The following is a 12,384-nucleotide window of genomic DNA, read 5'->3' as shown; positions in this document are numbered from 1 at the left end:
GCAATGAGCACCACCCCCACCCACCGGCGCCCCGGCGCACACCGCGCCCACCACGCCGCTGTCGCGGCATCGGTGATCGCGGCGACCATCGCCGGATTCGCGGCCACCGCCGCACCCGCGCTCGCCGACCCCGGCGGCCAGGGCGGCATCACCCAGAGCCCCGACGGCGGCGGACAGGGCGGCATCACCCCCGGCACCGGTGGCGGCCAGGGCGGCGTCACCCCCGCACCCGCACCGGCTCCCTCAACCCGCGGGTCGGCGATCCCGACCCTGCCCGAGGAGACGACGCCGATCGTGCAGGCCGCGCCCGACGCCAGCCAGGCGCCGGCGTTCTACGGGCCGACCGGCCCGGTGTACTACAGCCCGCCGCAGACCTACTCGCAGAGCTACAACGCCGAGCCCGCGGTGGTGTTGCACGCTCCGCGCCCGACCCCGCCGCCGCGCACGATCCTTCCCCCGGTCGGCTACATCCGGATCGGCAACTACATCACCAAGAAGCCCGCACAGCTGTCGAACGCTGACGCCGCGGCGATCAACCAGAACGCCGGTGTCGCCGAGGGCAAGATCGCCCAGTTCTGGGAGTCGGTCGGCCTGCCCAAGGACCAGGCCGCTCGCCGTGGTGCGGCCGCGGTCACCGGCGGTGCCGCCGGCGCCGCGATCGGGTTCGTCGCTCTCGGGGCCCCGGCCGCCGTCGTCGGCGGTGTCGGGGGCGGTTTGATCGGCGCCGGTGTCGGCGCGGCGATCGGCGCGTTCGTCCCGCCGCAGCCGTTCAACGTCGGCACCGGCGCTCTCATCGGTGCGGGCAGCGGCGCTGCGATCGGCGTCGGTCTCGGCCTGGGCGTGGGTGTGCTCGGCGCGGTCGGCGGCGGCATCATCGGCGCCGTCGTCGGGGACCAGGTCGGTGCCGGCGACCCCGGCGCGGACCCCAACGGCAAGACCATCACCCCCGGCACCCAGGACGAGCGGCCCTACCGGGCCGACCCGCCCAACCCGCAGGGCAACCAGTACGAGGCGCACCTGGACCGCACCGGCCTGCCCGGTGGCGGGAAGGTCGACTACGTCGTCAACAAGGCCGGCGACGTCAGCGGCTCGGTGCAGCTGGGGCCGATCAACGCGCCCATCGCCATCTCCCACGCCCAGGCCGACGCCCCCTTCAAGGCCGCCGGGCTGCTCGCCCAGACCGCCCGCGACACCGTCGCCCGCGGCGCCGCCGATCTGTCGGCCCAGGCCGAGAAGGCCATCCCCGGCCTCAAAGTCACGTTCCCGCAGCTCATTCCGACCAATGGAGGTAAGCGATGACCCCGACGATCCGCCGCACCCTGACCCTCACCGCGACCGCGATCGTGGCGGTGACCGCCACCGCCGCTCTCGGTGTGGGGTCGGCCGCGGCCGACACCGCGCACCACATCGTGCTCGCCGCCGGCAATCCCCTCGACGGGGTCAGCCCCGACCTCGGGGTGTTCGGGCCCGCACTCAACTCGACGTGGAAGCGGGTCCTGGCCGGCATCTGGGGCGTCGCCATGGCGGCGTGCGCGGTGTGGGTCATCCTCGCCTCCGTTCAGTACCGACAGGCCAAGAGCCGCGGCTTCTCCGGCCAGATGAACGAAGGCCGCCAAGGAATGATCGACGCCTTCATCGCCCTCGGGTTCTGCGTCGGGGCTGGGGTCCTCATCGGCGCCGTCCTCTTCGTCGTCGGCACCTAAGCCGTTCCCGCACACCAAGGAGACACTTCTGATGGCACGCAACTACTCCGCGCTGGGCACCGACACCGGCGCAACCGCAACCGGTACCGGCGAACCCACCGGCGGGTCGTCGCGCCGCAAGCGTTTGCTGATCGCCGCTGCGGCGTTCGTGGTGATCGTCGTGGTGATCGTGGCGATCGCCGCCTCATGCGGCGGCAGCGACTCCACCAGCACCTCGAACAGCGCGTCGGGCTCGGCACCGGTGCTGCGCGGGGCGCATGGACCCACCGAGCTCGTCAACGGTGTCCCGCGGGGCTACACCCACGACAAGACCGGTGCCGCGACAGCGGCGGTCAACTTCATCCAGGCGGTGTCGCAGTCCGATCAGGGCCGCATCACCGGCGACATCCTGCGCAAGCAGGCCGTCGCCCCGTCGGCGACCCCGGCGCTGCTCGCCGTGGTGGGTGACTCCGCCGACCGGGACACCTCCGACGGGGTGTTCAACACGATGCCGGTGGTGACCACGGTGCGCTCCTACGACCCGGCCAAGGCCGTGATCAGTGTGTGGGCGCTGGGAGCGTCGCAGTCCAAGGTGAACGCCGCGGGCAAGGTGTCGCTGCAAACCCTGTGGTCGACGACCACGGTCACCGTCGCCTGGAACGGCCAGGACTGGCAGGCCGCCGACTGGCAGTTCGCGGCCGGCCCCGAGCCGTCGTCGACGACGTTCCCCGCCGACAACTCCCCGCTGGCCCAGCGCGGGCTCGGCGGCTTCTACACCGTCTACGTCGACTGACCCGGCACGGCCGGGGTGGGCGCACCTGTGAGCGCCCACCCCGCGACCCCCGACCCCTCTCGATCAAGGGACATCCCGATGCGCACCACCACCGTTCGGCTGCTCGCCGTCCTCCTCGCCGCCTGCGCGGCACTGGCGCTCGGCGGCGGCACCGCCGCGGCCGCACCCGACTCCGCCGCGCAGCCCGGCCAGACCTCGACCACCGCGGGCAGTCTGCCCAAGGGGTTCCCCGATGACCTCAAGCAGTTCATCGGCGGGACGCCGGAATTCAAACGCGGGCCGTGGTTCTCGGGGGCGTGCGCCAACCGGGGCGGCGACTTCGGGATGTACCTGTCGAAGATGTTCCCCGTCGAGAACCGGCTGCGGTACTGGGCTCTAGACGCCGACGGCAAAGCCGCCCTGCTCATCGGCTACACCCAGACGCAGCAGTCCGTGGCCAGAGGATTCGTCGACAACCCACCGGTGAACCTCATCGTCGACGGCCAGCCCAAAACCGTTGCCGGTAAGGATCAGATCGCCAAGGCGATCACCGACGGCGCGACCCCGGCCAGCGACGACGTGTACGGCAAGACGTTCCCCAATGACAACGCCGAGTTCTACCCGCCGGCCCCGACGTGCGCCGACGACCTGGCCCGGTGGACGTCGAAAGCGTCGACGACCTGGGGGATGAACTGGGTCGGCACCCCCGACGACGCCTCCCGCCAGGCGATGATCGCCGCCGGCGCCCCGGACGCCTCGGTCACCGACCCGTGCGGGATGGACACCAAGCGCGGCGGGTGGGCGTACTGCGCGCACGCGATGTTCGTCAACTGCGACAAGGCCGACCGCGGCGACGACCTCGCCCGCTGCCGCGACTGGAACCTCGGGATCGGCCGCATGTTCGCCGGGACGAAGGACTGGATCGACCGCAACACCAGCTTCGGTGACCGCGTCGATGACGCGATCCGCTCCACCCCCGAGTACCGCGAGGCCAAAGCGCTCGCGGATGCGTTCACCGCGGTCTACCAGTTCTCCAAGAAGGTCGTCGCGTTCGTCAAGGACCCCGGCAACGTGATCGACGACTGGGCCAACGACATCAAGGAATGGGCGGTCTCCACCACCCAGGCGGTGTTGCGGGGGCTGGTGTCGGTCGGTGAATTCAACGTCGGGACCGACTGGTTCCTCTCGCAGTACGCGATCGCCGCCGGCCTCGGTGTGGCGGTGATGTCCATCATGTTCATCACCCTGGCTGCGCGGGCGGCCCGGCCCCGCGGCCGCCACGGCGGGACCAGCGAGCTCGTCGGTGTCGCATTCGGCTACCTGCCCGCGGGACTGCTGGCGATGATGTTCGCCCCGGCGGTGATCGCGGTGCTGCAACCACTCACCCATGGCCTGACCGAGTTCTTCGCCCAAGCCATCGGCTCCAAAACCGACGAGACGGTCAACAACGTCTCCGCGACGCTGGGTGGGCTGACCAAGGACACCCTCGTCGGCGGCACCATCGCCGGGATCATCGGGTTCCTGCTCCTGGGTCTCGGTGCGTTCGCGCTCTACATCGGTCTGCTCATGCACCAGATCGGGCTTCCACTGGCCGGGATCATCTCGGCGATCTGCTGGGGCATGTGGATTCACCCGAAGTGGCGGGCCAAGGCGCTGCGGCCGGCGCTGATGTTCCTCTCCCTGATGCTGTCGACACCGCTGCTGTTCCTGTGCATCGGGGTCATCGAGGACGTCATCAACTCCGCAGCGAAGTCGTCGATGACCGGCGACGGAGACCTGAAATCACTCGGACAGCTCGCGTTGATGGGGCTGGCGTTCTTCGTCCTCGGCCTCGCCCCGTTCTCGCTGCTCAAGTGGGCGCCGATCCTGCCGTCGGCTGAGGACGCCGACCGCATGGGCGACTCCGGTGCCGGGTCCGGTGCGATCGCCGGCGCCGGGATGGGAGCGGGCCTGTCCGCCGCCCGCGGCCCGCACCGCTCGGTCGGGTCCGGTGCGGCGACCAACTCCGCGGCCGCCAGCTCGCCCGGGGCGTCGTCGCACTCCGGCAACACCGGGTCCGGTGGGCACGCCCCGTCGGCGGCGTCGTCACCGATCTCCCCCAGCGGTGGCGGCCACGGCGGCGGTGGGGGACACCACGGCGGATCGGCCGCGGCCGGAGCGGGCGGCAAGGCGATGACCGGTGCCGGCGGCAAGGCCGCGCTCGGCGCCGCCGGCGGCCTCGCGACCGGCGGGCTGGTCACGACCGCGGCGCTGCTCGGCTCGGCCGCCCAAGGCGGGTCGCGGGCTGCGGCGATCTCGGCCATGAACCGCATCCACGGCACCGCCGCGGACTCCGCACCCACCACCGACCAGTGACCCACCAGGAGACACGATGAGCGACACAGAAATCCGCACGTCCATCCTCGGTGGCGAGGTCGCCCGCCGGTCGGCCGCGGGCCTGCACGAAGCGGTGTTCGCGGCCTGGGCCGCGGCGCTGCTGTTCGCGGTCTTCGTCATCGTCACCTTCGGCGCGAGCCTGGTCACCCTCGGCCTGGTGATCGCCCTGGCCATCACGGTCATCGGTGTCACCGTCGAGTTCAACGGCGAGCAGTCGATCGCCGGAGGCTGGGTGCACCGCCTACGCGGCTCCCGCCGGCGCCGCCGCGGCGAACACGTGTTCATCAACAGCAGCGATCCCGACTGGGGCAACCCCGAGGTTGACCCCGGCTGGGACTCCCCGGTGCAGCTGGGAAGGGTGAGCAAGCTCGACCTCGACGGCACCGGCCTGGATGACCTGTTCATCCTGCACCACCAGAACCCCGGTGAACCTACCTACTTCTCGGTCGTGCTGGCCGTGCAAGGGCTCGCCGAGGGCCTGCGCGGCGACGGCGCGTGGGGCCGCACCTCCGAGCAGTTCTCCTCCATGCTCGCCGCGCTCGCACGGCGGTCGTCGTTCATCCGCACCGTGCAGATCGTGCATCGCTCGGTGCCCAAAGATCTGAACCCGCACGTGAACTGGATCCGCGAGGAACTCGCCCACCTCGGCCCCGAGCTCGGTGAGCAGCTCGCCGACCCGATCGCCTCCTACGGCGACCTCATCGACACCATGCGGCCGCTGTCGGAGGATCACCACTGCTTCTTCGTCCTCTGCTTCCCGCAGTCGGGTCCGATGATGAAAGAGGCCGCACGCATCGCGCGACAGAAAGAGGCGACGATCGAGGGCGGTGTCGCCCAAGTCATCCGCGACGACACCGAACGCGCCCAGCAGCTCCTCGCGATGGCCGGCATGGGCGACGTCGAGGTCCTCGGAGAGCAACGCGCGTGCGCGGTCATCCGCGCCATGCTCAACCCCTCCCACCAGATCGAACGCCACCTCGGCGCCCGCTGGGAGACCTGCATCCCCACCCTGTTCGGTGGACATGAGTCGGTGACCGTGCGCGCCTCCACCGACCCCGACCGCCGCGGCGAGCAGTGGCACCACCGGGTGGCCACCGTCCCGCCCGGCCACATCGAACCGGTTCCGCTGGGCCCCCACTGGCTGCGCAACCTGCTCACCGGTGTCGCCCCCGACCCGGGCGACCCGGCCGACGGTCTGCTACCCAGCCCCACCATCCGCACCATCACCGTGCGCATCGACCTCGTCCGCGACGTCCACGCCCGCACGGCGGCCAAGCGGCACGTCACCGAGGACATCGCCACCCAGATGCGTGAAGCAGAAAAAGGCATGGTCACCGACGGTATGAGCGAGGTCAAAGCGGGGGCGTCGGGACGCCGGCGTGCGGACCTGATGCCCGGTTCCGGGCATCACGGCGTCATCTGGGGCATGACCGTCGCGGTCACCGGCCGCGACCTCGACGACCTCGAGCGGGCCTGCAACCGCGTGTCCGAAGCCGCGGAGTCCACCCCGATCAAGGACCTGCGGTGGAAGGACGACCTGCACGACATCGCGATCTTCTGGACCCTGCCGCTCGGTCGGGGTCTGGCCATCACCCGCCACAGCAAGAAGGTCTGAGGACACCGCCGATGAGCCTGAACAACAACCTGATCGACCTTGCCGGTCCCACCCAGGAACACCGCGCCCGCGCCACCCGGCGCCGCCGCGGGCTGTGGCGCCGCCGCGACACCCCGGTCGCCGCCGACCCCAGCGTCGCCGTCGAGGCCCGCCACCGCCGTCCCACCCACCCCGACGACCAGCCGCCCGGGGCGATGCCCCGCCGGCCGCTGCTCAAACGCAACCGCATCCTCGACAAGTGGGGCTGGTACGAGCCGCGCCCCGAAGGGGCGTGGTCGACCACCCGCCAAGCCGAGGCGCTGAACCTGGCCACCGCACGCCGCTCCGGGCGGTTTCGCGGGCTGCTGTCCGGGCGCAACCTCATGGGCCAGTCGATGGTGTCGGCCGACCCGTTCGAGCTCTACGCCGACCGGCGGGTGTCCCTGTCGAACATCAACGTCGCCGCCATCGGCGACATCGGCCGCGGCAAGTCCTCGGGCATCAAGTGCTCGTACTGCTACCGCCAACTCATCCGCGGCCGCCAGGTTGTCGTCATCGACAAGAAGTTGCAGGCCAACCGCGGCGAGTACTCACCGATCGCCGACACCCTCGGGGTGACGTCGCTGGTGTTTCAGACCGGCGGCGGCGGGATGCGGCTGAACCTGCTCGACCCGGCGATCTCCACCGACGGCCACCACGCCGGCGCCAGCGTCGACGTCGTCCCCGCCGGCCAAGAACAACTGCTGCTCGCCGTGCTCGCCGACACGATGGACCGCCCGATGGACGAGACCGAGAAGGCCGCGGTGCGGGTGGCGTTGAAGAACGTCAACGCCCGCGCCGCCGCCGAAAAGCGGGACCCCATCCTCATCGAGGTCGCCCAGGAACTCCTCACCCCCGACGGCGCCGAGGCCGAGAAGATCGCCGCCGCCGTCCGGGCCGGTGAGCCGATCCCCGAGCAGTACTACCGCGACCTGCGCGACACCCACAACGAGCGGGTGCTCAACATGGGCGACCGCGGCTACTTCGGTCCCCGCTGGGCCGCCCGCGCCCTGGAATGGGGCCTCGAGCCCGGCCTGGCCATCCTGCGGCTGGTCGACGGTGACCTGCGGGGTCTCGTCGACGGCGCCACCTCACCAGAAGTCATCGACGCCCTGGACCACCCGTTCGTCCACTTCGACGTGTGCAAGCTCCCCGAATCCGGGCCCGCACTGCGCGTGGTCATGACCGTCATCAACACATGGCTGGCCAACCGGCTCGCCGCCCGCGCCGCCGAACGCAAACAGACCATCCTCATCGTCGAGGAAGGCTGGCACGTCGCGACCGGCTCCACCGGCGCGGTGTTCCAGCGCAACATGAAGCTCTCCCGCGGCCTCGGCCTGTCGACGGTGTCAGCGTTCCACCACATTTCCGACCTGCCCACCGATTCCCCCGCCCGAGCGCTGATGAAAGAGGCCGGGATCGTGCTGCTCTACGGCCAGGACATCGACGAGGACGCCCAAGAAGTGTGCGACATGTACCACCTGCCGCCGGGCACCAAGGACATCATCATGTCCCTGCCGCAGGGCCGCTGCCTGGTGAAAATCGGTTCCGCCGAACCGATCTTGATGGAACACATTCGCTCACCCCGCGAAATCGTCCTCACCGACACCGACGCCGCCGTCGTCGGCGCCGACTCCTGACCTCCCACCCGTCCTCGACTGATTGAAAGGCACCCCAGATGAGCGACAGCAGCACCGAATGGGACACCGCGGCCGCCGCGGTGGCCGAGCATGCCGACCGGCTGCGCGCCGCGAAGACCCATCGCGAGATTCGCACGTGGGCCGACGAGGCCAAGGTGACCGGTAAGCGGATGTGGCCGAAGGTGAAAACCGAACTACGCAAGCAACTCGACATCGACTACGACGCGCTGCGCACCGCCACCACCGACCGTGAGGCCGCCGAGGTGTCCGCGGCCGCGGCGCTGCTCGACGTCCCCACGATCGAGCTGTACGCCGCCGGCGACGCCGAGTGCGACAGCTTCGCCGTCGTCGCCGTCGGCGACGAACGCGAATCCTGGTACGGCGACTTCCATCCCAAGGACACCATCTACCGCGGCGACGACCTCACCGCCGAATTGTCCGCAGCCGACAAGGCCGTCTACCTCGCCGGCCGCGCCCGCGACGCCCAGGGCCTCGACGCGGTCAAGCTGCACCTGTTCATCAGCCACCCCGACGTCGACACCACCGCTCTCGCGGCGACCGCCGCCCGCCACCGGGTCGCCGTCGAGGTCGAGGTCACCGACATGAACCCCGCCGTCGCCATGTGCCGCGCACCCGGCTACCGGCAGTGGCGAGAAGTGAAGCTCACCAGCCTGTTCGCACCCCGCGAACCCGACAGCGGAGCGGCGTGATGAGCACGACGGAGACCGCGATCCGACTGCGCCGCATCATCAGCGACTACCACCACGCCGCCCCCGACTACGGCCCGCACTTCGCGACAGCCGCAGAGATCCTCGCAGGCATCCTCCGCGCCGAGCGCACCGCCACCGCCCTCGCACACGCCGTGGACGCCGCCGTCGACGAACACCCCGAACCGGTGGCCTGGCTGCTGCGCAGCGCGCACGTCCGCCTCACCCACGACATCGTCAGCGTCGGCCGCGCCGCGAACGACGAGATCAACGCCCGCACCGCCACCCCGTCGACGAAAGGCGCCACCCGTGACTCCCTCTGCGGCTGATGACCACACCTCTGGCCGGTCACGGCCGCTCGACGTACTCGCCTGCACGGGCCTCGTCGCCACCATCGTCGCGACCATCATCGTCGGCGTAACCGCCGCCCCGGTGGGTCCAGTGGTGCCGTTCACCACAACGCGGTGGTTGATCGCGATCTGGCATGCCCTCCCGCTGGGGTGGACACTGCTCACGATCACCCTGGCCGTCGTCACCCTGGGCCTGGCCGCCGCGGCCGGCGACATGGCGATCACGGCCGCCGACACACCGATCCAGCGAGCCCACTATGAGTAGGCGCCGCACCAGGGAGCAACGCGGCCTCGTCGCCACGTGGTTGCCGCTCGCCGTCGCCGCAGCACTGTTCGTCGCCGGGGGAGTGGCGTTCGTCCTCTCCGAGTTCATGGTCCCCACGCCCCCGTTGCGATGCAGCGCAACGGGTGAGTGCTCCGTGCTGGTCACTGAATTGCCGCCCGCCTGGTGGATCGCCCCCGGCCTATTCGCTGCTGCGGCCCTAGTAGCGGTAGTCGCCACCACGACCGGCCACCGCCCAATCACCTCGGATAGCGAAAGCGACCACGCGGATGCATGACCTATCAACTCCCGCACCACCGTCCGAGCCGCTCATCCCGCTATGGGTTCGGCCTGTCGTCCCGGCGGTGGGCGTCGCCGCCGTCACCGTTCCCGGCGGCGGCGCGGTATCCGGCGTCATCGCTGGCGAAGGCTGGGCGTGGCCCGGCGGGCTGCGGGCAATGGCGCAGTCCTACCTCGCGATCTGGGCCGCCCCCGGCGACCCCGCCTCGAGGTGGCCCGGCACCGTGTCACCCGGCCCGGTGTGGGCGGTGTGGACCGGCATCGTCGTCGTGCTCATCGTCGCCGCGATCGCCGCCGGGATGGTCAACAGCGTCCTGGTCCGCATCAGCGACCGGTTCCGCACCGACCACTCCGGTCTCGGCGGCCGCGGCGAAATGGTGCGGCTGGGGCTGACCGAGAAGGCCGCCAAGGACAAGGCCCGCAACGAGTTCGGCAGCCTCCGGCAGGTCAAGGCCCGCAAGATCGACGCCGCCCGCGCCGCGATCCGGCTCGGCAACAACCTGACCACCAACACCGCCATCCACATCCAGCAGCGGGACTGCACCATGGTCGAGGGCCCGACCGGCGCCGGCAAGACGTGGCGCCTGGCGGTGCAGCGGTGCTGGGAGGCACCCGGGTTCCTCCTGATGACGTCGACGAAGGTCGATCTGATCAGCGCCGTCTACTCCCGGCGTGCAGCGATGGGACGGGTCGAGATCTTCGACCCCGAGAACATCACCGGCTGGCCGACCCCGATGCGCTGGTCACTGTTGTCCGGGTGTGAGGACCCGGCGGTCGCGATCCGACGCGCGGACGCCCTGGTCAAGGCAAAACCGATGGGCGACACCAAAAACGCATCGTTCTGGGAAGGCAAAGCCTCGGTCCTGATGCGCTGCTTTCTGCACGCAGCCGCCGTCACCGGCGAACCGCTGTCCCGGGTTCAGCAGTGGGCCACCTCGCGCACCAGCCGCTCGGTCATCGACATACTGCGCGAGCACCGCCCCGAGTGGGCCGCTGAGCTCGCCCAGATCCTCACCAGCGAAGCCGACTCCGCCGACGACATGATGAGCGCCTGTTCCTCGCTGCTTGCACCACTCGCCGACCCGGCCATCCGCGCCAGCGTCGACGTCCCCGCCGGCGAGTCGGTCGACCTCACGGAGCTCGTCCTGTCCGGGACGAACACGATTGCCCTGGTGTCCAAGGGCGACGGCAACTCCACCGCACCGATCGTCGCGACGCTGGCCGCCGAGATCCACCACCTACTTGACCGGCACTCTCAGATCCTCCCGCAAGGCCGCCTCGACCCGCCGGCCCGCCTCGTGCTCGACGAAGTCAACAACGTCGCGCCCATCCCCGAGCTGCCCGCCCTGATGAACGACTCCGGCGGCCGCGGAATCTGCATCTGGGCGTTCGCGCACAACAAGAGTCAGAACATGGCGCGGTGGGGCCGCTACGGCGGCGAGATCTTCACCGACTCCCCGCCATGCCGGATTGTCCTGCCCGGCCTGCGCGGCGACCAGGAACTCGCCGAGCTGTCCCGGCTGTGCGGCGACCGCACCGAATGGATGCCCACCGCGCCCGGCCAGGCCCCCCAGCAGCGCATCCGCCCGGTGCTGACCCCCGCCCAGATCCGCCAGCTCCCCGAGGACGTAGCGCTGGTCATCTTCCGCAACGCCCAGCCGATGCTCGTGCACCTGCGCTCGGTGTGGGAGATCAAGGACCACCGCAAGGAAGTCCTAGCCTCGCAGCGCGCCTACTCCGCGGCCGCTGGCATCACCCAGGCCGCCGCGGTCGGGATCGCCAGCCCTCCGCCGAGGTGGGCGTGAGCAGCGACGTCCAGTGGTCCCGGTTCGTCTGGCGCCACCTCGACCAAGCCGCGGCCGCCGAACTGTGGGACGAACTCGCCGACTGGGTGCAGTGGGCCCGCGAACGCTACGACCTCGGCGACCGGATCCCCGCGTGCTGGTTCCGTCACCCCAGTGCCGTCGAGCAACTCACCGCCCTCATGTCCGCGCACACCGCCGCCTACCAGCAGCAGTACACCGTCAAAGGCGTCCCCGTCCGCGACTGGGACCTGATGAGCAACTGGCACCGCGTCGACCTCTGGCCAGTCGTTGAGCGACTGGCTCGCGACCTGGGGGAGTGCGCCGCCGGCGGCAGCTGCGCCTACCGGCCCCGACCGGCCCACGTCGACCCCGAGCTCAACGAGTTCGTGGCCACCGATGTCGCAGACCGCCCCGAGACCAGCACGACCCGACCGACCACCGACGTCGACGACGACGCCGATGACGGTCCAGAGCTGACGACCATCGACATGGAGGACCTCGTCAAGCGCGGCGACGCCGTCGTCGACGACCCCGCCGACCCCGAGAGCGGCGTCCACTACCGAGACCAACACTGGACCTACGACCCCGACAGCGACACCTACCGGCCCGACGACTAACCGTCAGACCACCCCAGACCGGCGACGTCGAAGAGCACTTGACGTCGCCACACCGCTGCGGTCGGGGCGCCTGGAATCCCCGCCCGGACAGGCACCCCGACCGCAGCTTCTCTCGAGATGGGACAGCGGTTCGATCTGGTTGGTCTTCCGATGGCGCGAGGAGACCGCGAACCACAGGGTGACGGCTCTTCGGACGTTGGCGGGGCTTCTTACGCCGACGGCTGGCCACAGCCGGGCGAA

The 12,384-nt window shown here is 70.6% G+C and carries 11 protein-coding genes; all 11 read left to right on the top strand.

Annotated features, from left to right (window positions below):
• Nucleotides 1-3 precede the first annotated feature (3 nt).
• Nucleotides 4-1,299, top strand: a complete 1,296-nt coding sequence (locus tag LX12_RS21395; protein WP_253656644.1) for a hypothetical protein — start codon at nucleotides 4-6, stop codon at nucleotides 1,297-1,299.
• Nucleotides 1,296-1,703 (top strand): hypothetical protein, encoded by a 408-nt coding sequence (locus LX12_RS21390; RefSeq protein WP_253656643.1) that lies wholly within the window; start codon nucleotides 1,296-1,298, stop codon nucleotides 1,701-1,703. The genes LX12_RS21395 and LX12_RS21390 overlap by 4 nt, the downstream gene beginning before the upstream one ends.
• 31 nt (nucleotides 1,704-1,734) lie before the next feature.
• A complete protein-coding gene (locus LX12_RS21385; protein WP_253656642.1) occupies nucleotides 1,735-2,475 on the top strand; it encodes a DUF8175 domain-containg protein in 741 nt (246 codons plus the stop codon).
• Between the two features lie 78 nt (nucleotides 2,476-2,553).
• A complete protein-coding gene (locus LX12_RS21380) occupies nucleotides 2,554-4,809 on the top strand; it encodes a hypothetical protein (RefSeq protein ID WP_253656641.1) in 2,256 nt (751 codons plus the stop codon).
• 16 nt (nucleotides 4,810-4,825) lie between these two features.
• A complete protein-coding gene (locus LX12_RS21375; RefSeq protein ID WP_253656640.1) occupies nucleotides 4,826-6,445 on the top strand; it encodes an SCO6880 family protein in 1,620 nt (539 codons plus the stop codon).
• Between the two features lie 11 nt (nucleotides 6,446-6,456).
• Nucleotides 6,457-8,103: a putative type IV secretion/conjugal transfer ATPase gene (locus tag LX12_RS21370; protein ID WP_253656639.1), complete on the top strand. Its 1,647-nt coding sequence runs from the start codon at nucleotides 6,457-6,459 to the stop codon at nucleotides 8,101-8,103.
• A 38-nt stretch (nucleotides 8,104-8,141) separates the two neighbouring features.
• Complete coding sequence (locus LX12_RS21365; protein WP_253656638.1) at nucleotides 8,142-8,813, top strand: hypothetical protein; 672 nt, start codon at nucleotides 8,142-8,144, stop codon at nucleotides 8,811-8,813.
• Nucleotides 8,813-9,139 (top strand): hypothetical protein, encoded by a 327-nt coding sequence (locus tag LX12_RS21360; protein WP_253656637.1) that lies wholly within the window; start codon nucleotides 8,813-8,815, stop codon nucleotides 9,137-9,139. Before LX12_RS21365 ends, LX12_RS21360 begins: the two co-directional genes overlap by 1 nt.
• 115 nt (nucleotides 9,140-9,254) lie before the next feature.
• Nucleotides 9,255-9,425 carry a hypothetical protein gene (locus tag LX12_RS21355; protein WP_253656636.1) on the top strand — a complete coding sequence of 57 codons (171 nt, stop codon included), beginning with the start codon at nucleotides 9,255-9,257 and terminating at the stop codon, nucleotides 9,423-9,425.
• A gap of 362 nt (nucleotides 9,426-9,787) precedes the next feature.
• Nucleotides 9,788-11,527: a type IV secretory system conjugative DNA transfer family protein gene (locus tag LX12_RS21350; RefSeq protein WP_253656635.1), complete on the top strand. Its 1,740-nt coding sequence runs from the start codon at nucleotides 9,788-9,790 to the stop codon at nucleotides 11,525-11,527.
• A complete protein-coding gene (locus LX12_RS21345; RefSeq protein WP_253656634.1) occupies nucleotides 11,524-12,144 on the top strand; it encodes a hypothetical protein in 621 nt (206 codons plus the stop codon). The genes LX12_RS21350 and LX12_RS21345 overlap by 4 nt, the downstream gene beginning before the upstream one ends.
• Nucleotides 12,145-12,384: the final 240 nt, after the last annotated feature.

It is taken from the genome of Williamsia serinedens, assembly GCF_024171725.1.
Taxonomy (GTDB): Bacteria; Actinomycetota; Actinomycetes; order Mycobacteriales; family Mycobacteriaceae; genus Williamsia_A; species Williamsia_A serinedens.
Note: the sequence above shows the minus strand (reverse complement) of the source record. Positions and strands in the feature narration are given on the sequence as shown.

What these genes read in the sequence shown, in the direction of transcription:
- LX12_RS21395 (WP_253656644.1), top strand. Translation starts at nt 4, where the DNA reads ATGAGCACCACCCCCACCCACCGGCGCCCCGGCGCACACCGCGCCCAC.
- LX12_RS21390 (WP_253656643.1), top strand. Translation starts at nt 1,296, where the DNA reads ATGACCCCGACGATCCGCCGCACCCTGACCCTCACCGCGACCGCGATC.
- LX12_RS21385 (WP_253656642.1), top strand. Translation starts at nt 1,735, where the DNA reads ATGGCACGCAACTACTCCGCGCTGGGCACCGACACCGGCGCAACCGCA.
- LX12_RS21380 (WP_253656641.1), top strand. Translation starts at nt 2,554, where the DNA reads ATGCGCACCACCACCGTTCGGCTGCTCGCCGTCCTCCTCGCCGCCTGC.
- LX12_RS21375 (WP_253656640.1), top strand. Translation starts at nt 4,826, where the DNA reads ATGAGCGACACAGAAATCCGCACGTCCATCCTCGGTGGCGAGGTCGCC.
- LX12_RS21370 (WP_253656639.1), top strand. Translation starts at nt 6,457, where the DNA reads ATGAGCCTGAACAACAACCTGATCGACCTTGCCGGTCCCACCCAGGAA.
- LX12_RS21365 (WP_253656638.1), top strand. Translation starts at nt 8,142, where the DNA reads ATGAGCGACAGCAGCACCGAATGGGACACCGCGGCCGCCGCGGTGGCC.
- LX12_RS21360 (WP_253656637.1), top strand. Translation starts at nt 8,813, where the DNA reads ATGAGCACGACGGAGACCGCGATCCGACTGCGCCGCATCATCAGCGAC.